Origin of the sequence: Acinetobacter sp. YH12039 (assembly GCF_013420015.1) — a bacterium.
GTDB lineage: Bacteria > Pseudomonadota > Gammaproteobacteria > Pseudomonadales > Moraxellaceae > Acinetobacter > Acinetobacter amyesii.
The window spans coordinates 104,367-127,654 of sequence record NZ_VOZA01000001.1; the positions used below are offsets into that span (position 1 = coordinate 104,367).

The 23,288-nt window shown below is 39.6% G+C and carries 20 protein-coding genes and 1 pseudogene; 16 read left to right on the forward strand and 5 right to left on the reverse strand.

The window, feature by feature from the left end; genetic code table 11:
• Window positions 1-26: 26 nt before the first annotated feature.
• The 10 genes and pseudogenes from FTT98_RS00505 (at window position 27) to FTT98_RS00550 (ending at window position 12,055) form a co-directional block, all read left to right on the forward strand.
• A complete protein-coding gene (locus FTT98_RS00505) occupies window positions 27-1,229 on the forward strand; it encodes a multidrug effflux MFS transporter (protein ID WP_180039717.1) in 1,203 nt (400 codons plus the stop codon).
• Between the two features lie 642 nt (window positions 1,230-1,871).
• Window positions 1,872-3,152, forward strand: coding sequence for a DcaP family trimeric outer membrane transporter (locus FTT98_RS00510; RefSeq protein ID WP_180007538.1), 1,281 nt, complete (start codon window positions 1,872-1,874; stop codon window positions 3,150-3,152).
• 633 nt (window positions 3,153-3,785) lie between these two features.
• Window positions 3,786-5,027 (forward strand): annotated as a pseudogene (gltS, locus tag FTT98_RS00515) (sodium/glutamate symporter).
• Window positions 5,028-5,088: 61 nt separating this feature from the next.
• On the forward strand, window positions 5,089-6,564 hold the full coding sequence (locus tag FTT98_RS00520; RefSeq protein WP_180039719.1) for a sodium:alanine symporter family protein: 1,476 nt from the start codon (window positions 5,089-5,091) through the stop codon (window positions 6,562-6,564).
• A 242-nt stretch (window positions 6,565-6,806) separates the two neighbouring features.
• Window positions 6,807-7,799: a patatin-like phospholipase family protein gene (locus FTT98_RS00525; RefSeq protein WP_180039721.1), complete on the forward strand. Its 993-nt coding sequence runs from the start codon at window positions 6,807-6,809 to the stop codon at window positions 7,797-7,799.
• Between the two features lie 387 nt (window positions 7,800-8,186).
• The gene (locus FTT98_RS00530) at window positions 8,187-8,363 is read left to right on the forward strand and encodes a hypothetical protein (protein WP_171262670.1); all 177 of its coding nucleotides are present in this window, start codon (window positions 8,187-8,189) and stop codon (window positions 8,361-8,363) included.
• Window positions 8,364-8,644: 281 nt separating this feature from the next.
• Window positions 8,645-9,166, forward strand: coding sequence for an acyl-CoA thioesterase (locus FTT98_RS00535; RefSeq protein WP_078191431.1), 522 nt, complete (start codon window positions 8,645-8,647; stop codon window positions 9,164-9,166).
• A 197-nt stretch (window positions 9,167-9,363) separates the two neighbouring features.
• Window positions 9,364-9,960: a TetR/AcrR family transcriptional regulator gene (locus tag FTT98_RS00540; protein ID WP_180039723.1), complete on the forward strand. Its 597-nt coding sequence runs from the start codon at window positions 9,364-9,366 to the stop codon at window positions 9,958-9,960.
• Window positions 9,957-11,162, forward strand: coding sequence for an MFS transporter (locus tag FTT98_RS00545; RefSeq protein WP_180039724.1), 1,206 nt, complete (start codon window positions 9,957-9,959; stop codon window positions 11,160-11,162). The genes FTT98_RS00540 and FTT98_RS00545 overlap by 4 nt, the downstream gene beginning before the upstream one ends.
• Complete coding sequence (locus FTT98_RS00550; RefSeq protein ID WP_078191428.1) at window positions 11,162-12,055, forward strand: LysR substrate-binding domain-containing protein; 894 nt, start codon at window positions 11,162-11,164, stop codon at window positions 12,053-12,055. Before FTT98_RS00545 ends, FTT98_RS00550 begins: the two co-directional genes overlap by 1 nt.
• A 120-nt stretch (window positions 12,056-12,175) precedes the next feature.
• Here FTT98_RS00550 and FTT98_RS00555 read toward each other — a convergent pair whose 3' ends face one another.
• Complete coding sequence (locus tag FTT98_RS00555; RefSeq protein WP_180039726.1) at window positions 12,176-13,084, reverse strand: DUF4349 domain-containing protein; 909 nt, start codon at window positions 13,082-13,084, stop codon at window positions 12,176-12,178.
• Between the two features lie 215 nt (window positions 13,085-13,299).
• Here FTT98_RS00555 and FTT98_RS00560 point away from each other — a divergent pair, with 215 nt between their 5' ends.
• Window positions 13,300-13,908, forward strand: coding sequence for a glutathione S-transferase family protein (locus FTT98_RS00560; RefSeq protein WP_180039731.1), 609 nt, complete (start codon window positions 13,300-13,302; stop codon window positions 13,906-13,908).
• 176 nt (window positions 13,909-14,084) lie between these two features.
• Here the strand turns inward: FTT98_RS00560 and FTT98_RS00565 are convergent, their stop codons facing one another.
• The 3 genes from FTT98_RS00565 to FTT98_RS00575 all read right to left on the reverse strand — a co-directional run bounded on the left by FTT98_RS00565 (window position 14,085) and on the right by FTT98_RS00575 (window position 17,056).
• Window positions 14,085-14,765: a hypothetical protein gene (locus tag FTT98_RS00565; RefSeq protein ID WP_180039728.1), complete on the reverse strand. Its 681-nt coding sequence runs from the start codon at window positions 14,763-14,765 to the stop codon at window positions 14,085-14,087.
• 121 nt (window positions 14,766-14,886) lie between these two features.
• Window positions 14,887-16,491, reverse strand: a complete 1,605-nt coding sequence (locus tag FTT98_RS00570) for a bifunctional 3-(3-hydroxy-phenyl)propionate/3-hydroxycinnamic acid hydroxylase (protein ID WP_180039729.1) — start codon at window positions 16,489-16,491, stop codon at window positions 14,887-14,889.
• Window positions 16,492-16,834: 343 nt separating this feature from the next.
• On the reverse strand, window positions 16,835-17,056 hold the full coding sequence (locus FTT98_RS00575; RefSeq protein WP_078191424.1) for a hypothetical protein: 222 nt from the start codon (window positions 17,054-17,056) through the stop codon (window positions 16,835-16,837).
• A gap of 571 nt (window positions 17,057-17,627) precedes the next feature.
• On the opposite strand from FTT98_RS00575, the gene FTT98_RS00580 reads away from it, so the two are divergent.
• The 5 genes from FTT98_RS00580 to FTT98_RS00600 all read left to right on the forward strand — a co-directional run bounded on the left by FTT98_RS00580 (window position 17,628) and on the right by FTT98_RS00600 (window position 22,378).
• Complete coding sequence (locus FTT98_RS00580) at window positions 17,628-18,641, forward strand: GTP-binding protein (protein WP_180041944.1); 1,014 nt, start codon at window positions 17,628-17,630, stop codon at window positions 18,639-18,641.
• 65 nt (window positions 18,642-18,706) lie between these two features.
• Window positions 18,707-19,237 carry a YaeQ family protein gene (locus FTT98_RS00585; protein WP_180041946.1) on the forward strand — a complete coding sequence of 177 codons (531 nt, stop codon included), beginning with the start codon at window positions 18,707-18,709 and terminating at the stop codon, window positions 19,235-19,237.
• 114 nt (window positions 19,238-19,351) lie between these two features.
• Window positions 19,352-19,975: an MgtC/SapB family protein gene (locus tag FTT98_RS00590; protein ID WP_180005309.1), complete on the forward strand. Its 624-nt coding sequence runs from the start codon at window positions 19,352-19,354 to the stop codon at window positions 19,973-19,975.
• An 80-nt stretch (window positions 19,976-20,055) separates the two neighbouring features.
• A complete protein-coding gene (locus FTT98_RS00595; RefSeq protein WP_180005310.1) occupies window positions 20,056-20,394 on the forward strand; it encodes an FKBP-type peptidyl-prolyl cis-trans isomerase in 339 nt (112 codons plus the stop codon).
• A 187-nt stretch (window positions 20,395-20,581) separates the two neighbouring features.
• Window positions 20,582-22,378, forward strand: coding sequence for a diguanylate cyclase domain-containing protein (locus tag FTT98_RS00600; RefSeq protein WP_180041960.1), 1,797 nt, complete (start codon window positions 20,582-20,584; stop codon window positions 22,376-22,378).
• Window positions 22,379-22,504: 126 nt separating this feature from the next.
• On the opposite strand, the gene FTT98_RS00605 is transcribed toward FTT98_RS00600, so the two are convergent.
• Window positions 22,505-22,951, reverse strand: a complete 447-nt coding sequence (locus tag FTT98_RS00605) for a GNAT family N-acetyltransferase (RefSeq protein WP_180041948.1) — start codon at window positions 22,949-22,951, stop codon at window positions 22,505-22,507.
• Window positions 22,952-23,288 lie beyond the last annotated feature (337 nt).

A 23,288-nucleotide genomic window follows, 5' to 3' on the forward strand; every position in this document is an offset into this window, starting at 1 on the left:
TTGCTTGCGATAAATGAATTATTCTTATGAAAAGCGTCGAATCACAAAAGGAATTTTCTCAACGCTGGATCGTCTTGTTGGCGTTGCTGACTGCTTTAGGTCCACTTTCAATCGACATGTATTTGCCGGCTTTACCTCAAATGGCCGACGATTTTGGTGTGACAACGCAACAAGTGGCCAATAGTCTTCCAGCGTATTTCTTGGGTTTGGCGATTGGACAGTTAATTTACGGGCCGGTCAGCGACCGCATTGGGCGTAAAACACCGCTATATTTCGGTTTGGTTTTATATATTTGTGCCAGTTTTCTGTGTGTCTTTGCCAAAAGTGAATGGAGCTTGATCGCGGCTCGCGTTTTGCAAGCCTTGGGTGGCTGTGTTGGTGTGGTGATTGCCCGTGCAGCAATTCGTGATCGCTTAAGTATGCAAGCTTCTGCTCAAGCCTTTGCCAGTATGATGATCGTGACAACAATTGCACCGATCATTGCACCTACTTTAGGCGCATGGGTATTGCAGGTGTTTGAATGGCAATACATATTTGCGGTATTGGTACTTGTCGGTATTTTTTGTCTTTTCTGCGTACATTTTTTCTTTCAAGAAACCCTGCCTGTTGAGCGACGCTTAAAATTAAGTTTGAAACAAGTCTTAGGTTTATATGGTGCGATTGTACAGGACGAAACTTTCCGTAAACCGATGCTCACAGGCTGTTTTTCTGGCGCAATTTTATTTTGTTATATCAGTGGCTCATCTGCCATTTTGATGGATGGTTATGGACTGAGCCAACAGCAATTTGCTTACGTATTTGGTGCGAATGCTTTAGGGATTATGGTGTTTTCAACCCTCAATAAGAAACTTGCAAATCGACTGGATGTTCGCCATCGATTGCACTTGGGTAATGCACTTCAATTATGTGGTGTGCTGATCTTATTGGTGGCGGGGCTATTTTATCTTTCATCTATCGTTGTTGTAATGTTTGGCATGTTCTTATGTGTTGCTTCAATCGGCTTCACTGGGCCAAATGCCATGGCATTGGCGATGTCTGAACAAGGCTCACGAGCTGGCACAGCCAGTGCCATTATGGGAAGTATGCAATTTGCCTGTGGTCTATTGGCCGGAGTGTTTTTGAACTTTTTAGTATGGTCAGCGCTGATCAATATGGCCCTGATTATGTTGCTATTTGTAGTTGTTGCAATGATTACTATGCGCAGTTTAAAAGCTTCAACGATGGGGTGAGCTGAATGCAGGTGATGATGTTTAGGTCATTTGACTTAAACGTCGGTCATCAACGTACTAGTATTTTGATCAAATATCCGCGTCACTCATTATAAATGTTCATCATCCATAACGATGAATGAGGGTGCTATTTTCCCATTGTGAGGGCAGTATCTGTTTACTCGAAATTTATCTCTAAACAATCATCCACTTGAAAATAAAAAGTGAAACGGTGGATCGCTGTAGTCCCATTGTAATGAAATAGAGCAACTGATAAATAAGTATTATTTGCATTAAACACAGTGCTTTATGCTAGATCACTACATATCGAATGCCTCTATCGGTAATGTGTCGGATTTTATCGTTTTTATGACATACCTATAGGGTATGGATATTTACCTTTAAGGTATGAGTGTTGAGCTTTTTTGCCATCTGAATCGGCTAAGTCTGAATTTTAACTAAATATTTCAGTCTATTTTCAGTGATGGATTCAGCGTTTTTGCTTTTTGCTTTCAAGTATTTCGTTATTAAGGGCTGCAAGTTGGGACTTTAATGCGACTAAAGCACGGATATGCAGCTTGAAATTTGTCCGCTCAAATAGGCGAATAACAAAGCGCCCAGAGTTAGGGCATACAACAATGACAGGACAATAGAGAGCTTAGGATGAAAACTCAAACTGTATTCCACCCAATGAAAACCCTTGTTGTTGCCATGAGTTTGGCTACGGTCTCAATGGCTCATGCAGGCAGCAATACTTCTGAAATTGAACAATTACGTGCAGAAGTTGCAGAACTGAAAAGTTTGATTAAAGCGCAGCAGCAAGTTCAACAACAGCAACAAACAGAGATTCAGCAAGTTAAAGCGCGTCCTGTTGCACCACCACCGCCACCAGCTACTCCAGCTGCAAGCTTGAAATCTAAAACAGGTGCAGATGTAAGTCTTTATGGTTTTGTTCGTGGTGATGCAAACTACATCATTGAAGGTGCGGATAACGACTTCAACAACGTACATACGTCTAAAGAAGAAGCACGAGATAAACTTCGCGCAACTGCAAAAACCACACGTTTTGGTTTAGATTTTACAGCACCTGTCGGTGGTGATAATAAAGTGGGCGGTAAAATTGAAGTCGACTTTGCAGATGCAAGTGGTTCAAATGATGGACTTCGCTTACGTCACGGTTACTTAACCTTTAACAACTGGTTATTTGGTCAAACGACATCTAACTTCTTGTCTAGCCATGCACCAGAAATGATTGATTTCAATACAAACTTGGGTGGTGGTACTACACGTATTCCTCAAGTTCGTTATAACTACAAATTAGCTCCAGATACTCAACTATTTGTTTCTGCGGAAGAAGGGGATAGTAAAGGGACTGTTGCTGCAGATCCGACATATCGCCTTCCAAACTTAACTGCCAAAGTGACTCAAGGTTTTGCTGCAGGTAAAGGTACCGCTTCAGCTCGTGCATTGGTTGAAAACTACAAATCTAAAGCTGCGGATGATACAGAAACAGCTTGGGGTGTAGCAGCGGGTGCATCTTATGCAGTGACTGATCAATTGAAATTGAATGGTGATGTCTCGTATACAGAAGGCAACAGCAACTATTTATATGGTTCTAACTCGGCTTACTCTGTTGTAGATGGAAACATCGAGCAAAACAAATTCACTGCTGTACAAGTGGGTGCAACTTATAAGTTTAATGAAAAACTACGTTCGACTTTAGCTTACGGCGCGCTATTTGCGGATGATGGCAGCGCGTATGCGAAAGATGCATTGAATTCAAATGCGAACGAAGAAGCACAGCAAGCTTGGATTAACTTTATTTACGCACCTGTAAAACCAGTTGAACTTGGCTTGGAATATGTGAACGGTAAACGCAAAAACTTTGCTGGTGAATCTTATAACGATGACCGCGTTGGCTTAATGGCTAAATATAGCTTCTAAGCTCAAATCATCGATCAGAATCGATCAAAAAAGCCTGACTTAGTTCAGGCTTTTTTTGTTTAAACAGAGGATGTATTAACACAAATGAACTCACAGCACTAAACAGATAGATTCATTAAATCGCCTGAGTCATGATGTCGTACTGGTTAAAGCAGGCGTTGAACCACGTACAGTGTATAGATCACGCTTAAATCTTTAATATTTTATATAGATAAAAAATACGAATGCATTTAAATAAAAACAATTGGATATAACTTTAAATTATAGAAAAATTAACTTTTTGTAATAAAAAGTACTGAAATTTTATTGTTCAGGCTGCATAATGTGCGACTTTTCAGAAATAGTGCGAAACAGTACAGACATACACAATGTTCTGTCATTAAATTTGCTTCATTTGAGGCTGTTTCTCAATTTAAAACTTTTAGCGATTTGTTAGTCATTTTGAGTTGATTTTTAAAGCTCAGACTTACTTATTTGAATCAGATGATGAATATTTTTCAAACTCTTTAGCTTGAGTCGTTTAATTGCATTATTGATTTGAAATTACAAAATGTAGTTGTATTTCAGACCATAAAGGCAGCTAATGCTGATAGAAGAGCTTTAAAAATATTCAAATAATTTTGGACAAATTATATGGAATTTAGTTTTAACGCGTTTTATACCTTAATCGCAGCGGTAATTGTGCTTTTGTTGGGACGGTTTCTAGTTAATCGTATTGGCTTTTTAGGCCGATATAACATTCCAGAGCCTGTTGCCGGTGGTTTAGTTGCCGCGATTATTTCTTTGGTGGTGCATAGTCTTTGGGGTTATAGCATTACCACAAGTAGTGAATTACAAACAAGTTTCATGCTGATTTTCTTCGCTTCTATTGGTTTGAGTGCAAACTTTGCCAAATTAAAAGAGGGTGGAATCGGCTTGGTCATCTTTATCGTCGCTGTCGCTTCATTCATCATGGTGCAGAACCTCGTAGGTATCAGTCTTGCGACGGTGCTAGGTATTGACCCTCTTATTGGTTTGATTGCAGGTTCTATTACCCTTACCGGTGGTCATGGTACTGCAGGCGCATGGGGTGAAATTTTAGAAGTTCAACATGGCATTCAAGGTGCATTAGCCTTAGGTATGGCAAGTGCGACATTTGGTTTGATTATTGGCGGTATTATCGGTGGTCCACTGGCTAAGCTATTAATTAACCGCTATCAACTTGCAACGCCTCGTACTCATTAACAAATTGAAAAAAGTGATAACACTCCTCTAGCAGATATTAATTCAACAGAATATGTACCGTTTGAATATCCGCATCGAGTTCGCCTTATTACAGCCGATAATGCAATTACCACATTAGGTTTATTTGCAGGGTGTTTAGCATTTGCGGACTTCATGACCGATTTTAGTAAAGGTACTGTATTTGAATTACCGACATTTGTTTGGGCACTGGCTGGCGGCGTAATTTTACGAAATGTACTGGAAGGTATTTTCCGTGTACAAATTTTCGACCGCGCTATCGATGTATTTGGTAATGCATCTCTATCTTTGTATTTGGCGATGGCATTGTTGTCATTAAAGTTATGGCAATTATCCGATCTCGCTGGCCCACTTGTAGTCATTTTGGGTGCACAAATGCTGACGATGGCTTTGTATGCTGCTTTTGTGACTTTCCGTGTCATGGGTAAAAACTATGATGCTGCTGTTTTATCAGCAGGTCACTGTGGTTTTGGTATGGGTGCAACGCCGACGGCTGTGGCAAATATGCAAGCGATTACAAATATGTATGGCCCTTCACATAAGGCATTCTTAATTGTACCGCTATGTGGTGCATTCTTTGTTGACTTAATTAATGCGACGGTTATTCAGTTAATTCTCAAATTTTTCGCTTAATTCTACAAAGGCTCTAAATTAGAGCCTTTGTTTTTTTGTATTCGCATTTTAGGTATTGATTATGGATGAACAATTAAATGCAACTCTCATGGGCTGGGTCAAAGTTTTTAATGATCCGCTTTGGGATTTCTTAGTCGTATTCTTAGTGGCTGTTGGTATTTTCTATACTTTAATCACTGGCGCAGTCCAGATTCGTCTATTTTTTCATAGTATTAAAGTGATGAAATCTAGCCGTAAAGAAGGCGATGATGAACATGGGATTACACCATTCCAAGCCTTTGTGACAGGGTTAGCCAGTCGTGTCGGTGTAGGTAACGTTGCAGGTGTTGCAATTGCGATTGCGATTGGTGGGCCTGGTGCGGTGTTCTGGATGTGGTTTACCGCATTTTTAGGGATGAGTTCAGCATTTGTGGAATCTTCACTTGCACAGCTTTTTAAAGTGCGTGATACGCAAAATCAGCAATTTCGTGGTGGTCCAGCGTACTACATCACGCAAGGCTTGAAGCAAAAGTGGTTGGGTGTGGTTTTTGCCATCGCGCTGATTTCAACTTACGGTTTTGTCTTTAATGCGGTGCAAGCCAATGCGATTACAGGTGCGACCTCACATGCGTGGGGCTGGGATAAAGCCAATATCATTTTAGACTTAGGTGGTTTCGGTTTCGAAATCTCTTGGGTGGGCTTGTTCTTGGTGTTCATTACTGCGCTGATTATTTTTGGCGGGATTAAACGAATCGCCAAAGTTGCAGAAAGATTTGTACCCTTTATGGCGTTGCTTTATCTCGCAGTTGCTTTCTATGTTGCATTTGCTAACTTTGCGATGCTCCTAGATATTTTCCAGTTAATTTTCAGTAAAGCCTTTGAATTTGATGCTGCGGCAGGTGGTTTTTTCGGTGCCATGGTTTCTATGGCAATGATGCAGGGGATTAAACGTGGTTTATTCTCGAATGAAGCGGGTATGGGCTCTGCACCCAATGCTGCGGCAGCATCAGATGTTAAACACCCTGTCAATCAAGGCCTAGTTCAGATGCTCGGTGTCTTTGTCGATACATTTGTCGTGTGTACCTGTACGGCGATCATTATTTTGGCATCTGGCTTGTATGAAAATGCAGGCTTTGAAGGCGTTGCTTTGACGCAAATGGCGCTTGAAAGCCAGATTGGCGCATGGGGAGATGACTTCCTTGCTATTATCTTGTTCTTATTCGCTTATTCTTCAGTAATCGGTAACTATGCTTATGCTGAAGGTAATGTGCAGTTTATCAATAACAATCCTAAGGTCATGTTTGTATTCCGTGTATTCGTCCTGATGATGGTGTACTTTGGTTCAATCATGAGTGTGCCTCTGATTTGGAACTTAGCGGATCTCTTCATGGGCGTGATGGCGAGTATTAACCTTTTTGCGATTTTATTGCTGACTCCATTCTTATTGATGTTGATGAAAGACTACACCTCACAGTTAAAACGTGGTGTAAAAGAGCCAGTGTTTAAAATGGATGAACATCCAAAGTATAAGGATCGCGTTAATTCCGATATTTGGTAAAGTCAAAAATTAACTAAAAAAAGCTCCGTTATCGGGGCTTTTTTTGCTAGATAAAGTCTAAAATCCTGATGTGGAAATTCTGCTAGACATTGAAATTTTGACAGCCAATGACTTTCTAGGTTGTATGTCAATATAATGTGCATCGGTCATAGGCATTAACGAATAATAACAGTGACGTGAATGCGGACTGATTAGACTACTTTTTCTCTTCAAATCTCGAGTTGCATTTGGAATATCTCTCAATGAAAAGCATAACTGTTTTGATGACTGCATTCGCAATCAGCCTTGTAGGTTGTCAAAGTGTGGGCTCAAAAACGGTCAGCGCTGAAACAACCGCACAAATTCGGACTTATACAGCAGCACCTGCACAGGTGGCGAATAACCGCATTGACTTTAAAAAAGTGAAAAAGCAGGAAAAGCGTCCGATTGTTGCTTTGGTTTTAGGGAGTGGTGGGGCACGTGGTTATGCACACATTGGCGCCATTCAGATACTTGAACAGCAGGGAATACACCCAGATTTCATTGTTGGAACCAGTGCGGGTAGCATTGTGGGTTCAATCTATGCATCAGGTAAAAGTGCCAATGAGTTAAGAGATATCGCCTTAAATATGAAAGCCAATGATGTTCGAGAAATACGCTTGGACAAAAAAGGCTTTTTTGACGGTAAAAAAGTTGAAGATTATATCAATGAGCAAGTTGATGACGTGCCTTTAGAGTTGCTAAAAACCCCAATGTATGTGGTGGCAACCGAGTTAAAGAATGGCAAAAAAGTCGTGTTCAACTATGGCAATACGGGGCAGGCTGTTCGTGCTTCGGTGTCGATTCCAAGTATGTTCATTCCCACGATTATTGAAGACACAGAATATGTTGATGGCGGATTGGTCAGCCCTGTTCCTGTGGATGTTGCACGCGATTTAGGGGCAGATATTATTATTGCAGTAGATATTTTGGCACGACCTATTCATACCGAAACGTCTAATGTTTGGGGCTTGTTTAACCAAAATATCAATATTATGCAAAATCGTTTAGCTCAAGAAGAACTCAAGCGAGCAGACATTGTGATTCAACCTGATTTACGTGAAAAAGCACATATATTTGATGTGAAAGGGCGTGAAGCGACGATGCTTGCAGGTGAAGAGGCAACCATGGAAAAACTTGGAGAGATTTCTCGGGTTTATGCTGAACATCAATACAGCAAGGGACATCATATTCCTTATTTAGCAGCCAAAGATTAGGCTGGTACGATTCGCAAATTTAAACGCATCCTGTTCACGTAATAGGGTGCATTTTTTATTTCAGCAAAGCATTTTAATTTTTGTTCTCAGCTTTTCCCATGCTCAATAGTATCCAGTAATCATTAATATATTGGATGTTGATTGGTTTTAGGTCTTAATCAAAAGATTTGCCAAATATAAAAATCGTAATAATAAGAAAATATACAGTTAATTATTTGAAATTAATTAAGAAAATCATATTAATTGGTTTTACGTAGATTTTAAGAGTATATACCTATATTAGCGTTTTTATTCATGTGCTTACGTTTACCAATACTGTTGAAGTGTTTAGAATATCATCAGGTTATTAATACTTAAAACCAATAAATATTTTAAAGGTGGCTGTAGATGAAAACGCTTGATGTAGGACAAAAAGTAAAGCTTGCGATGATGGAAGAGAGCGTGTTTATTGTCACTCATGTGCATGTAGATAATTCTTACACGCTAGAAAGTACCAATGATGGTGGACAAAAAACCAGCTATGACAACGTATCTTTCGAGATGTTAAAAGTCTTAGAAGATTAAGTTTAATGCCGTGCTATGTTGAATCGATGGAGCAACGCGTTTTAATGAATATGTTTTAAATATAAAACACAGCATAGCTTGGATTAAAAAATTGATAGATAGCGCGATAAATACTTGTTTATCGGGTGTATATCGTTATCGATATATATTTTACTGAATGATGGTATGATCACTATAAATAATAATGATGGTTTTTTTGCCGATTTGAACATTTAATTTTGATTAAAATCTATATAATAATCACATTAATCATTGTTATATCACGAGTCTAGAGAAACAAGATGTCCCCATTAGATCAAATTGCGAATGCACTAGACGACCAGTCAGAATTATCGATGTCAGTTTTAATGACTCCTGACATGGCGAATTTTTCGGGTAATGTGCATGGTGGAACGATTCTAAAATTGTTAGACCAAGTCGCGTATGCTTGTGCAAGTCGCTATTCTGGTAGCTACGTGGTGACACTATCAGTCGATAAAGTGAATTTTAAAGAACCAATTCACGTGGGTGAGTTAGTGACTTTCCTTGCAAGTGTGAACCATGTAGGTCGTACTTCTATGGAAATTGGTATTCGTGTTGAAGCGCAGAATATTCAAAAACGTACAGTGCGTCATACCAATAGTTGCTATTTCACAATGGTTGCTGTTGATGATCAAGGTAAACCAAAACAAATTCCGGCATTGAATCTAGATAATGACTGGAAACGTTGTCGTTTCGAAGCTGCGGAACATCGTAAAGTGGCACGTTTACAGGAAAATCATCATCCTTCTTGCAGTATTTATAAAAAGTCGACACAAAGCTAATCGCTTTGGTGGCTGAATATTTGAAAAGATCGCTTTGGCGATCTTTTTTTTATTCTGAAATTCGTCTGGAGAGTGCAGTTGGGATTTGAATTCCGAGTGTGCGACTAAAGTTTATTCTTCACAGCTCAGTTAATGATAGTCATTCAGTCCAATACTGTTTAATATAAAACGATACGTAGCGTTTCGTTTTTTAAATTATGAGTGAAACTGAAAAAACTTCTCGGCGTAAGCAATGTATCTTACAGGCAGTCACAGATGCTTTAGCGGAAAGTGATTATCGAAGCATGACCATTGAAGATATTGCGGCTCGTGCAGGCGTGGGAAAATCGACGATTTACCGTTGGTGGAAGCATAAGTCCGATCTGGTTTTCGATGCTTTTAAAGCGCACACCGCGTCGGTGTTTGAACTCGATTTATCACAAAGTTTAGAGTTCAATCTAAATCAACAATTGCTCAAACTATCACGGGCTTTAAATCAGTACGTGGGTCGAGCATTGCTGGTTGTATTGGCGGAGCATCGTGAAGCAGCGGGTGAGTTTTTTAAACAGTATTTGTTACCTCGACGAGAAGCAACACGTGAGCTGATCCAATTGGCCATTCAACGAGGCGAAATTCGCGCGGATTATCCTTTCGAACTCATGTTGGACATGTTGTACGGCCCGATTCATTATCAGATTATTTTCTTTAATACCCAGCCAGATGAAGACTATATCAAGCGACTGGTGCAGTTGGCGCTAAACCCGATTTTTACGCAGTCCCAAGCCACGCGTAGCAGCGAGACAATGATCTCATGACTACTCAACATCAGGCATCGCTATGGAACAAGTCTTTCGTTTTTTGTCTGTGTAATAACTTGTTTTTATTTAGCTATTACTTTGCGCTGCTGACCATATTGCCCATTTATATTATGAAAGAATTGGGTGGTTCGATTCAGCAAGCGGGTATGGCTTTAACGCTGTTTTTGGTGTCATCCATTGCGATTCGTCCCTTTTCCGGCATGATCATTGAGCGTTTTGGTAAAGCCAATTCTGTACGTATTTCAGGCTTTATCTTTGTCGTTTTTGCGCTGAGTTATTTGTGGATTGACAGCATGTGGTCGTTGTTGGTCATTCGTTTTTTACATGGTTTTTGGTTCAGTATATTAACCACGGTCAATGTTCCCATCGTAAATGATTACATCCCAGATCATCGAAAGGGCGAAGGCATGGGCTACTTTGTCATGTCGACCAACTTAGGCGTGGTGATCGGGCCATTTTTAGCGCTGAGTATGATTCAATTCAGCAGTTTTAGTACCTTATTTGCAGTATTAGCCTTATTGGTTGCAGTGGGCTATATTTTTACGTGGTTGGTTCAAATACAAGAACACGTACAGCATAAATCAAGTGATCAAGCGAGCCAATCCGCAGCCATCCAATGGCGTGATGTGATAGAAACACGGGTACTTGCCATCAGTTTTGTGGCATTGCTGACCGCATTTGCATATTCGAGTGTGATGAGTTTTATCACCGCTTATGCAGAGTTGAAGCATTTACTCGCTTATACCAGTATCTTTTTTATTGTCTTTGCTGTGTCGATGTTGCTCGTCCGTCCTTGGGTTGGCAAAGTTTATGATCGCAAAGGCCCGAGTGCAGTCATCTATCCATCCTTTATTTGCTTTGCCATTGGTTTGGTGATTGTGAGTTTTCTCACGAATCAATGGGTGCTTTGGATATCGGCCGTTTTTATGGGCATCGGCTACGGTTCAGTTTTCCCATGCCTGCAAACGGTCGCGATTCAAACGGTAGAAAAAGCCCGAATGGGACATGCAATATCCACCTTTTTTGCCTTGTTTGATATTGGCCTTGCTGTCGGTTCGGTCATTATGGGTGTGCTGATTGCATACTTTGGATTTCAGGCAACCTATTTATTTTGTGCAGTGATGGTGCTGTTCACTTTGTGGATGTATCGTCTATTCGTGGCAAACCAATTTAAACGCAGTGCTTTAGGAGCTGAATAATGGAATTACGACATCTACGATATTTTGTTGCGGTTGCCGAAGAGCTAAATTTTACTAAGGCTGCGCAGCGGATGTGTACAGTGCAACCTTCTTTAAGTCAGCAAATTAAAGACTTAGAACAGGAAGTTGGGGTGCAATTATTGATGCGAACCAACCGAAAAGTTGAGCTGACTGCAGAAGGTCAGGCCTTTTTAAAAGAAGCGCGTTTGAGTTTAGAGCATGCTGAAAAAGCCATGATAGATGCGCGTCAAATTGCGCAGCTCAGTAAAGAACAACTGAATATCGGCTTTGTTCCTGTGGCTGAAATGAAGGTCTTTCCTTATATCATGCCAAATATCCGTGCTCAGTTTCCTGAGTTGAAAATTCATTTTCATAGTTTAATGGATGTCGATCAGATCAGTGCAGTACGTAAAGGAGAGATTGATATTGCCTTTACCCGTTATGTCGAAGAAAGCCCTGATATAGAATCTGTTCAGATTTTTACTGAGCCTTTGGCGTTGATTGTACCGAAAAATTCGCCTGTAGCAGAACAGCGGCATATCAGCATTAAAAACATGAATAATCAGGATTTTATTATTAGTGATGAACATTCATCACCTGAGCTATACCGAATTATTCAAGATTTCTTTAAGCAAAATAAACTGAATGTGAACTTGGTGCAGCATTCGACCAATATTTTGTTAAATGTCAATTTGGTCGGTATGGGTGTCGGTTGGAGTTTAGTACCGTCTTATGTGATTCCATTGCTCGGTGATAAAATATTGGTTAAAAGTACGGTTGAACCTTTGCCGACCATTGGTTTGTATGCGAGCTATCGAAAAGATCGTAAAAATGATGCAATCGAATTGATTTTAAAAGTCTTAAAAGAGCAGTTCTATATGGGCTTTTTCTAAGCCTTTAAATATTGCCCTAAGATTTAAATAAAAAAATCCTGAATTAAGCGCTTCGGGATTTTTTTATTTATCGTATTTTTAATCAAAGACTCAATGATACATAGCCTTTGTCACTCTGATTTATTTAAACCATTTTTGTAAATAGGGTTTCATCACGCGGTAGGCAATCAAACCGATGAGTATAATCAGATAGAGTGGCCAAATCGTAATGAGAACAACCAACAGGCTCAACACAAATTGCCACCCTTTTTGTATACCGTACCATGCTCTTTGCCAGAAACTATCGCCATTTAACTGCGCAACAGCATCAAGGTTAATATCGATATGTTCACGGACAGTGGCAGGTTGAGTAAAGCTAATCACAATCGTGCTATAGCGGACACGATCTTGAACTTCTAAGCGGGTCAGGCGTGAGATTTCATTGACTTGCGCTGCAGAAACATGGTCGGGCACGACCTGTGTTTGCGACATTTTTTCTTCGAGTAGTTTTAGCTCATAGCGTTTTGCCGAATATTGCTGACGGTTCAAAAAATGCATTAGTGGTAACAGTTGATTGACGAAATGTGCAGCTTTTTCACTTGGCACACGAATGATCATTTCCGCTTGCGGATTTATTTTTTCAAAGATTTTAATTTTGCCGTCAGCAATCGGGTAGGATTGACTCTCTTGCACCACAAAGTCGATATTTTTCTGTTCAATAAAGCCACCTAAACTTAGCGTGAGTTTTTCAATTTCTAAGGCCGTTTTAACCACATCTTTCGACTCAAAACTGACATTGGCTTCTCGAACCATTTTACGAGAGGCTTCGGCTGGGTTGACCTGCTCATTTAAAATAGTTTCAGGTTTTTGTGTTGTTGCAGGCGTGGTAGACGGCTCATTGGAAGTGCTTTCCGCTGCTTGATCTTGCTGTGTACTGACTTGAGCAGGTTGTGCATCTGCGCTGGCTTCAGTTGCCATTTTTTCGGTTTTCTTGGAACAGCCTGAAATTAAAATCACCGTAAACATGGCAATTAAATATTTATTTTTCATCGATGTAGAGCTCAATTGTTTGATTATCAGAAAGTCGGAGTAAATACTTTTTGCTTTAAATATAAATTCAAATTTAGCGTAATTATTAGTCGGGCGTATTGTATCGGAAAGTGTTTAAAGTACGGATGAACGCAACATAATTCTACATAAAGCCGCGTATAGTAATAGACAGAACAACAAGGATGAAAATAAGGATATCTACAATGAACCCAGCAATGAAACTCTACAGCAATCCACGCTCACGCAGTAATACTATTCTGCCTTTATTGAAAGAATTAGACATCGAGTCAGAAGTTGAGATTATTGAAGTGCCATATGAAGAGATGCACCAAGCGGCATATCTCAAGATTAATCCCATGGGCAAAGTTCCCTGCTTGGTCGATGGTACTGCCGTGATCAGTGAAACTGCAGCCATCTTTAGTTATTTAGCCGATAAATTCAGTGACAAAGGTTTGGCACCCGCCTTAGATGATCCCAAACGGGGTGAATATTTGAAATGGATGTTTTTCTGTCATGGTCCGCTGACTGAATATATGGATATGAAAAATGTTGGCATTAGCACTGAGTTAATGGATGAGAAACGTGGCAGTTTGAGTTTTGGTAATGAAAAAATACTTTTAGATTTTATTAAAACAGGGCTTGCGCAGGCCCAGCCATATCTGTTGGGGGATAAAATTAGCGCAGCAGATTTATATTTGGCTTATTGGATGGTGTATGCCATTTCATTCAAAATATTGCCATATTTAGAGGAATTTAAACCTTTTATTCAGCAGATTCAGCAACGTGAATCGGTAAAAGATGTGCATTGGTTTCAGTCGGTTTAACTTGGATGCTTATTTGATTGTTGGCTGAACTTGGTATTGCTATATGTCTATTCATATAACTCTTTCTTTGAGAACTAAAAAGAAAGAGTTTTAAATATCAATCACTAAGATGATAAAGCGATTTTAATTATTGCCATAAATAATGTATGGCATATATTGCGCTAAATTAAATAGACTCAATCGTTGTTGGTTCTATTTAAAAAATCATGGGCTTCATCATCAGATAGAGGTGGGCCTAAATCTCTTTCAAGTTTGGCATATATTTCGAGTAGCCTTTTTTGTTGAGGATCCATATCTAATGCACGATGCTGCTGATATGTTAATTGATCATCAATCCAATCATAATCCTGAATCGCAGCCCCTGCGAAACTGGTTTTCAAATGGAGTTTGTAATAACCAGAAAATTTATGTTTCTTGGTATCTAGACAGAGATACGCGAAGGTAGACCAACCACTTTCGGGAAATTTAAGGCGAGCTCGGCAGGGCTTCTTTTCTAGTGTAAATGTGGGTGAATAGACTTGGCCTTTTAGAATGATATTTTTATCTTGACCAAAATATTGAGTTTGTAATGCAAATAAAGCAAGAATCACTGTGGTGAGAAAAAAGCTGGCAATGACTGCATAAAAAAATGAAATGTATAAATGGAAGGACAAAAAATTAGATTCTTCGTTTTTGTTCACATCTTTTTCTAAGCGTAATAAATAGCAATTCAAAGAAATAAGAAAACAGAGGCAAAAAACGAAAATAGCTAACCAACTATTGGCATGAAAATGATGTATCTCTACGAAAATGAGTGAACAGATAAAAATAAAACCTAACAAACTATAAATGAATAATTTCTGAAATCTTTTTTGCATTTTGCGAAGCTTATAATTATGTATTGAACGATTATAGCATGCGATGTTTATAGTGATTATAGAAAAAATCACCATGCTTTATGCATGGTGATTTTTAATTCTTGCAGATCTATTTAGATTATTAAGCATGCAATTTTGCAAACAATTGTTGGCTCACGCTGTCTAAAGTTTGTGGAATTGCAATCGCTGCAACAAAACGGTCTGGGCGAAGAATCGTAACAGATTCAGTGGTTTTACCAAACCAACCACGAATATCGGTACCAATATCACCAATCGTAATCACATTGTCGTACTTGGTGCGATTTTCATTGCTGAGCTGAACAGCAGGCAATACTTGGATAAATTTAACGCCCAATTTTTGCCATTTTTTCATGGTCGCATCTGACAGACCCCATTTCGGATCGACGCCCCAAGCAATGATTGCAAAGTCGTTACCGATGACTTCATCGAGTAGGACTTTCTCACCAGATTCAAGTTGCACATGTGGCTGAATGAACATTTTACCTACAGGTGAGTCTTTAACACCGTTATTGATCAATGCACCGTCGTTGTACTTCGGCATTGGCTTGAAGCGCATTTCCAATAGATATTGCTTGATCGGTTTGATGTAATTGAGTGCATAGGCAATACCATCACGGATGAAACCTTGCCATTTTTTCGGTGGAGCAAGGACATGACCCGCCATTACAGAAAGATCAATCATCGCTTTTGCATGATCTTTACGTTCAACTTGGTATGTATCTAAAAGCGCAGGGCCAGCTTTGCCTTGTACAACCATTGCAACTTTCCACGCAAGGTTGAACGCATCACGCATACCACTGTTATACCCTTGACCTTGCCATACTGGCATGATGTGCGCAGCATCACCTGCAAGTAAAATACGGTCTACACGGAATTTATCTGCAATACGGGCATTGTGGGTATAAACGCGCTGACGAATCACTTCAATACCGTCGGTCGTTGGAAGCACTTTCGACAATAATTTGGCAATGTTTTCAGGTTTGCTTAATTCATCTTGAGTTTCACCAGGCATCACCATAAATTCGAAACGACGAATACCGTGTGGAAGCGCAGCAGATACATAAGGACGCACAGGGTCACAGCATAGGTAAATGTGTGGCGTTGCAAGTGGGTCGTTATTGATGTCGATCACGATCCATTGGTTCGGTGCAGTTTTACCATCGAAGCCGATGTTGAGGGTACGACGTACCACTGAGTTACCACCATCACAAGCAATCAAATACTGCGCTTGAATTTTTTCAGCTTCACCGTCTTTATTTTGAATATTTAGCGTTACACCATTGGCATCTTGGCTAAAATCAGACAATTGACGAGAGAATAAAACATTTGTGGTTTCGTACTGTTTTAAACCTTGTAGCAGTACATTATCGACTTGCGGTTGAATAAAGGCATTACGACGTGAGAAACCAAATTCACGAGTGAGCGGTTGAATGTCAGCGAAACAACGACCTTTAGGGGTTAAGAAACGCATCGCGTGGTTCGGTGTTGTATGTGGTAATACTTGATCCACTAAACCTAATGATTGGATGGTACGTAATGATTCATCATCAATACCAATCGCACGTGGGTAGTCAATCAGGCTGTCCAGTTGTTCAATCACAGTGACATTGACGCCTTGCTTACTTAAGTAGTTTGCAATGGTTAAGCCGACAGGACCTGCGCCCAGAATGGCAACTTCCGTTGTGTAATTTGCTTTATTGCTCATGCGTAAACATCCAATCACTTCACATATGCCACTATTAAGTTCTAAACAGAGACTTTCAACAAGCTAGGCATAAGTCGAAACGATGAATCGAATTGTCGTGTTTTTTGCAGGGTTTTATTTTAAGTGGATGATATATATTTATTTATATGAAAATCATCAATCATTTTGAATGATTTATCGATCATTAAAATCTATCAATCAGTGGCTTTGAGCATAAAAAAGCCGAACCATTTTTCAATGATCCGGCGACTTTAATTCATTTAGCACAACATTTTATTAGTGAGGGATAAATGTTGAGCAGCAGACTAAATGAATTTAGCGTGTGGAGTACGCTATCCGTCTATTACTGAGCAGGTTGAGCTGGTGCAGAACCTTCAGCATTTGCTTCTGAAGCAGGTTGAGCAGCAGTACCTTCAGCAGCAGTTGTTTCAGTCGCTGGCTGTTCTTGAGTGCTAACCACTACTTTTTCTTGTTCAGGCGCTTCTTGTTTATCTTTGCTCGCAGCAAAACTTGTTGCAGCTGCAGCAGCTAGAGTAGAAGCAAGTAAAATTTGAGTTAATTTCATTTTGAGCATCCTTATATATTTTAGTAAGTCCTGAAAAGATCATCACGTCCATCAGGAGAGAACTCATGCTAAATCGAGAAAACCGAGTGATCAATGCGAGCAACAAAGTGAAACAGACTGGTTAACTGGATGAATACATAACCGTCCATCCTGTGTTTTAAATGTAAAAAAAATATCGGAATCTTCATTTAACTTTGCAAGAAAAAATGACCAAATCGACTTTATGATTCATTCATTGTTTACATGATGATTACATCGATGTCGTAAATAAGCAGAATCTAGAAATTTCACTAAAATCCAAATGTAAGGATTCTTTTCGATATGGCTATTTTTTTTTAAATATAAGAGTTAACTTTGTCAATAAAGTATGACCAGATATGTCATGCATTCATGCAAATGGAATAAACAGGCTGTTTAACAGCCAGATCATCATTCAATGCCTCGGATACTAGGCTGATCTATGCTTTAGAAAAATGAAGACAGAGAAATGAAGACTAGACTTGCAGCATTTTTTTGAAATCATTATGGTAAAGGCCATCAATCATTGGCTATTTATTTGAGTGACTCACTTTTGAAATTAGTTTCTACCCACGGTGCGATTCCGGTTCATATTATTTCTGGCTTTTTAGGTGCGGGTAAAACCACAGTTTTACAGCAGTTATTAAAGCAAAAGCCAGCGGGCGAAACTTGGGCCGTACTGATGAATGAGTTTGGGCAAATCGGGGTCGATCAACAGATGTTGCCGCAAGATCAGGGCTTTGCGGTGAAGGAATTATTGGGTGGATGTCTATGTTGTAGTAGCCAACTGCCGATGCAAATTGCGTTGTCACGATTATTGTCAGAGGTGAAACCCGACCGACTGTTTATTGAGCCGACAGGTTTAGGGCATCCGGGACAACTATTGGAGCAATTGACCGAGCCACATTGGCATCCGCATTTAGCCATGCGGGCATTGGTAACCGTGGTTGATGGCTCACGCTTACATGATCAAGAGTGGACTTCGCAAAATCTGTATGCCGATCAACTCAAAGTGGCACAAATCGTTGTGGTGTCTCATGTCGATTGCATGAGTGATGCCGATCAAGCTGGTTTGGAACGACTCAAACAAACGTATTTACCGTATCAGCAGCAATGGATCAATGTCGTCAAAGGTGATTTAAAATTGGCAAATATTGATCTCGCCTATGTGGGAAGTCCTCGTAAAATTCAGCCTTTATTGGCGATACAAAAGCAAACGTTGGTCGATGTACCCACAGAAATTAAACAGTTGCCTTATCATTATGTTGAATCCGCTCAGGGCTATAGTGTCGCAGGTTGGAAACTCCCAAAACGATGGACCTTTGATTTTTTTGAGTTGTTAGATTTACTCTGTGAGCAGCAAGATTGGCTACGGATCAAAGGTATTTTTCAGACAGACCAAGGGTGGAAAACCTTTAACTTTAATCCCGATCAGTTTAATTATCAGTCGAGCGAGGAAAGTATCGATAATCGTGTCGAAATTATTTACCAGACTGAACGTGAATGGCTCGAATTTGAAGATCGTTTAATGCAGTGTCGTATCGATGCCGAGAAAGCTGAGAAATAAGTAAATCAGCGCAGCAAAAGCTTGCTAAATCTTATATGCTAGGCGCCAAATTTGAGGACTTTACTATGGCGCTAAAAGCTACAATTTATAAAGCAGATTTGAACATTGCCAATATGGATGTACACCAATATGGTGATTATCAATTGACAATGGCTTTGCATCCTTCTGAAACGATTGAACGTTTGATGGTACGTGTCTTGGCATATGCACGCTATGCAGATGAAGCCTTAGAATTTACCAAAGATCTTTTCGAAACAGACGAACCAGCGCTGTGGGAAAAAGATTTAACAGGCCAATTGGTGAAATGGATTGAAGTTGGCTGTCCTGACGAAGACAAAGTCAAAAAAGCCAGTGCACGTTGCCCAAACGTTGCTGTGATTACTTATGGTTCATCAGTAGATGAATGGTATAAACGCAACAGCAAATTGAAAACACTGAAGAATGTTGAGATTTGGCAATTATCTGAAGCGAGTACAGCTGCCATTCAAGAGTTATCCGAACGAACCATGTCTTTACAATTAAACGTAATGGACGGCGAATGGACTTTGATAGGTGATAAAGCTCAAGCTGTCATTGAATGGACACAATTGCAATAAGTTTATCATTTGATTTAACTCTTCATGATGGGTGTGAGTTTAGGCTTGCATCCTGACTATAAAATTCGGTATATCTACAAACAATGAGAAAATTTTAAAGATGGGGAGCAGCCGATGTACCCTGATTTTTATTTGTTATTTGTGGCGCTTATGATTGGCGCTGTCATTGGTGCGGAACGTGAGTACCGAAGTAAGTCGGCAGGTCTGCGCACCATGATTATGGTCAGTTTAAGTTCATGTTTATTTACTATCTTATCGTTACGTATCGGCGTTGATAGTCATGATCGAATTGCGGCCAATATTTTGACTGGCCTCGGCTTTTTGGGTGCGGGGGTAATTTTTAAAGATGAAAATCGAATTTCAGGCATTACCACAGCAACTACCATTTGGATGACCGCTGCCTTAGGCATGGCTGCGGGAGCGGGCTATGTCATGCTGAGCTTGATTGGTACGGTGATTGTGCTGATCGTTTTAATTGTTTTGATTTATATTCAAGCGTGGATTGAAGCGAAAAACCAAGCACGGAGTTATCGTATCGTTTGTCACTTTCGACAACAAACGCTGGATGACTATGAAGAGCTGTTTAAAACCTATCAAATGCAAGTGGTTCGTAGTGTGCGACATAAAACTGAACATAAAATCAGTGGGCGTTGGATCTTAATTGGCTCTGCGACAAACCATAGAAAATTAACTCAAGATCTAATGAATGATCAGGATATTCTGGAGCTCAATTTTTAACAGCGTATTTACTACGGCATCCAAAGTAATCCTGTTTATAATAGGGTTTTATTTTGATTGCGGCATTTGAGGTTGAGAGCATGAGCAAAGAATTAGAAATTATTGACTTAGTGGTAGGCGAAGGTAAAGAAGCGGTTAAAGGCGCTTTGATTACAACACACTATACAGGCTGGTTAGAAGACGGCACTAAATTCGATTCATCACTGGATCGTGGTAATTATTTTGAAACGGTAATTGGTACAGGCCGTGTGATTAAAGGTTGGGATCAGGGCATCATGGGGATGAAAGTCGGTGGTAAACGTAAGTTAATCGTGCCATCACATTTGGCTTATGGTGAGCGTAAAATGGGCAATGTGATTCCTGCCAATTCAAATCTTATTTTTGAGATTGAATTGTATGATGTAAAAACGCGCGATTAATACAGTGACTGTTTTAGATCGATGACATGGACGTTATTGATCAATTGGATAAAATAGTAGTTGTTATTTTTGTCTTTTACCGTAGATTAGAATAATTGCTCGAGTATAAACGCAGGAATCAAAGCCGTTGTCTTTACAGTTGCCTTGCACCAGATTGTTCTGGGTTCTTACCTTTATTATTTTTACATTGGCATTCACTGTATCGACTGCTCAAGCACAGTATGAAACTGCGCCTAAATCGTTTTATTTAAAACATCAAAACGAAGTTAACCAAATCTACTTCACGGAAGACACCAGTAGCCTCTTACAAGGCAAATGGTTGTTTTATCCAAATCAATTTTTAACTTCTCCGAGTTCGGTTCTAGTCGGTCAAACGGTCTATCTGCCTGCATCATTTAAAGACATCACAGGGGACAGTAAAGGTTTTGGGACATTTACTGGACATTTCCAAATCCCTAAACAATTTATTGGTCGACGTATCGCGGTATTGATTCCAAATCAGTACGGTGCGTATCGGGTATTTTTAAATGGTGATGTGATCGTTCGTTTGGGCGAGGTGGGGCGTACTGAAGCAGAACAAAAAACGGAGAATGCACCGCGAATTGCCTATTTTGTGGCACAAGATGAATATTTCACTTTAACCATTCAGGCTTCAAGTTTTAACAGTATGCACGGCGGGTTTGAAAACCCGATGCGTATTGGTATTGCTAAGACAATAAACCGCCAATTCCAACAACAAATGATGAGTATTGGAATGGTGTCGGGCGCCGTCTTGGGTGTGGGACTCTTTACGATCCTATTTTCTGTTTTCCGAGGTTTACGCGGTCGCAATAGCCGAAGTAATTTGGTGTTTGGCTTATTTATTGTCTTTTTAGCATTCCATAATTTATTTTCAGCACCTTATGCCTATACCACTTTTACCGATATCAATTGGTTGTGGGGCACGCGATTAGAATATTTATTTACTTATTTGGCGTCGATTTTCTTTTTAAGTTATATCCACTTACTCAGTCGTCGCTATTTATTTACCTTAAATTATCAGATAGCGATGTTGCTGTTGTCTTTGAATATTTCAGTGACTTTTGTTTCGACGCCTGAGATTTTTCAGCCTTTGGCAACCTACAGCTTTGCCTATGTGATCGTTGTTCTGAGTAATTTTGCGTATGGTTTTTACCTAACACTGAAAAAGAAAGAACCGTATTCAAAATTAAATTTAATCGCGGTTATTTTCCTGTGCATTACTTTTTTAAACGACTTCTTGCTGATGATGAATTTGATTGATTCAGTCAATTTATCGTTCATTTCAACCAGTTTGTATGCTTTGTTGATCATGTTTCAGCAATCGCATCACTATGCACAGCAGTCGATGCATACCGAGCAGTTGAATAATAGTTTGCTTGAGCTAAACAGTTCACTCGATCAGAAAGTTAAAGAGCGCACCTTACAGCTTCACGAGCTGAATAAAAAATTAGAGCTACAAATTCGTATTGATGCCTTAACAGGGGCATTTAACCGTCGTGCATTGAATGCTGAAATTCAACGCTTATATTCGGAAGTCCGTTTTCATAGTCACCGAACATTGGTCTTTGCTATGTTAGATGTCGATTATTTTAAAAATTATAATGACCACTATGGACATCTCAAAGGCGATGAGGTGTTACAGCAGATCGTGAAAACCATGCAAAATACCCTGCCAAGTTCAGCCTATGTGGCTCGCTACGGGGGAGAAGAGTTTGCCATATTGATGCATGATGTTCCGTATGCGATTGCCCAAGAGCAATTGCAATTGGTACTCGAAGCCATGCGTAATGAACAACTTGAACATGTTAATCGGGGGGATGACAAAAATTACGTCACACTGAGTTTGGGCATGGCATGGATGGATAAGCAGAATGACTTCGACAGTATCGAAGCCTTAATGAAGCATGCAGACCATTATTTATATATGGCTAAACAGGCAGGACGCGATCAACTTAAGCCTTGATACACAGTTGTAAACGGTTAAAACTTTGCGGTGCTATTGTTAGTACCATTGCCAATACTCATTTAAATTCATCTCTCAAATTCATGCTGTTTGAAAATCTATCCTTCTATGAACTTTATCTCTCTACTAACAGAGCTGTTTAACCAATTTGAGCGGAACATCGGCAGGCTCAAAATCCTGATGTGTGACAAAGCCATATTTTTGGTAAAAGGCGAGTGCCGTATGGGTACTTTCTAGACTGATCTCGGTAATATTCTTTTTCCGGACACAGTGAATCATGTTTAACAATAACGCCTTACCAATGCCTTGGTACTGACGTTCTGGGCAGATATAGTTCAGTAAAATTTGTCCCTGATCACTGACTAAAATAAAGCCGACCACTCGATTGTCACTGACGTAGACCCAACTATCGTTGTAAAGCATCCACATTAAGATATTTGATTGATTTGCCTCCTCAAGCCAAGTTTGAATCACACTTTCATTACGTTGATGGTCCTGGATACATGAACGAATGCTGTTGTGAATCACGTGAATAATTTCGGGTATGTCCTGGATTTGTGCTTCGCGTATCATAATTTTTTCTTTTTATAGAAAACTCCAACAGCCTGTCATTTCAGAAGATATCGCCATGTGCTTAAAGAGGTTTCTTGTTGCGTTTTATGTTTTTTTGCTGCCATTGCGCTGTTGGGTTGGGTTTTTATTTCAAAATTGTTGCAAAATTTACAAATGTATATTTATAAATTAATCGTTAAATACGGATAAATAACGACATAAATGCATCTAACTATACTGTTTTTAAAGTAATAATAGATTTTTTAGAAATGTATACATACTCAATGATTTCAGCAGGTGTAATAGTTTGAAATAAATTAGCAAAGAAAATAGGCCAAATTTCAGCTTTAAAATAATT

Excerpts from the sequence above, each read along its gene's own strand:
- FTT98_RS00510 (WP_180007538.1), top strand. The coding sequence starts at position 1,872 with ATGAAAACTCAAACTGTATTCCACCCAATGAAAACCCTTGTTGTTGCC.
- FTT98_RS00550 (WP_078191428.1), top strand. The coding sequence starts at position 11,162 with ATGGAATTACGACATCTACGATATTTTGTTGCGGTTGCCGAAGAGCTA.
- FTT98_RS00505 (WP_180039717.1), top strand. The coding sequence starts at position 27 with ATGAAAAGCGTCGAATCACAAAAGGAATTTTCTCAACGCTGGATCGTC.
- FTT98_RS00605 (WP_180041948.1), bottom strand. The coding sequence starts at position 22,951 with ATGATACGCGAAGCACAAATCCAGGACATACCCGAAATTATTCACGTG.
- FTT98_RS00525 (WP_180039721.1), top strand. The coding sequence starts at position 6,807 with ATGAAAAGCATAACTGTTTTGATGACTGCATTCGCAATCAGCCTTGTA.
- FTT98_RS00565 (WP_180039728.1), bottom strand. The coding sequence starts at position 14,765 with ATGCAAAAAAGATTTCAGAAATTATTCATTTATAGTTTGTTAGGTTTT.
- FTT98_RS00560 (WP_180039731.1), top strand. The coding sequence starts at position 13,300 with ATGAAACTCTACAGCAATCCACGCTCACGCAGTAATACTATTCTGCCT.
- FTT98_RS00570 (WP_180039729.1), bottom strand. The coding sequence starts at position 16,491 with ATGAGCAATAAAGCAAATTACACAACGGAAGTTGCCATTCTGGGCGCA.
- FTT98_RS00540 (WP_180039723.1), top strand. The coding sequence starts at position 9,364 with ATGAGTGAAACTGAAAAAACTTCTCGGCGTAAGCAATGTATCTTACAG.
- FTT98_RS00530 (WP_171262670.1), top strand. The coding sequence starts at position 8,187 with ATGAAAACGCTTGATGTAGGACAAAAAGTAAAGCTTGCGATGATGGAA.
- FTT98_RS00545 (WP_180039724.1), top strand. The coding sequence starts at position 9,957 with ATGACTACTCAACATCAGGCATCGCTATGGAACAAGTCTTTCGTTTTT.
- FTT98_RS00585 (WP_180041946.1), top strand. The coding sequence starts at position 18,707 with ATGGCGCTAAAAGCTACAATTTATAAAGCAGATTTGAACATTGCCAAT.
- FTT98_RS00590 (WP_180005309.1), top strand. The coding sequence starts at position 19,352 with ATGTACCCTGATTTTTATTTGTTATTTGTGGCGCTTATGATTGGCGCT.
- FTT98_RS00595 (WP_180005310.1), top strand. The coding sequence starts at position 20,056 with ATGAGCAAAGAATTAGAAATTATTGACTTAGTGGTAGGCGAAGGTAAA.
- FTT98_RS00555 (WP_180039726.1), bottom strand. The coding sequence starts at position 13,084 with ATGAAAAATAAATATTTAATTGCCATGTTTACGGTGATTTTAATTTCA.
- FTT98_RS00575 (WP_078191424.1), bottom strand. The coding sequence starts at position 17,056 with ATGAAATTAACTCAAATTTTACTTGCTTCTACTCTAGCTGCTGCAGCT.
- FTT98_RS00520 (WP_180039719.1), top strand. The coding sequence starts at position 5,089 with ATGGATGAACAATTAAATGCAACTCTCATGGGCTGGGTCAAAGTTTTT.
- FTT98_RS00535 (WP_078191431.1), top strand. The coding sequence starts at position 8,645 with ATGTCCCCATTAGATCAAATTGCGAATGCACTAGACGACCAGTCAGAA.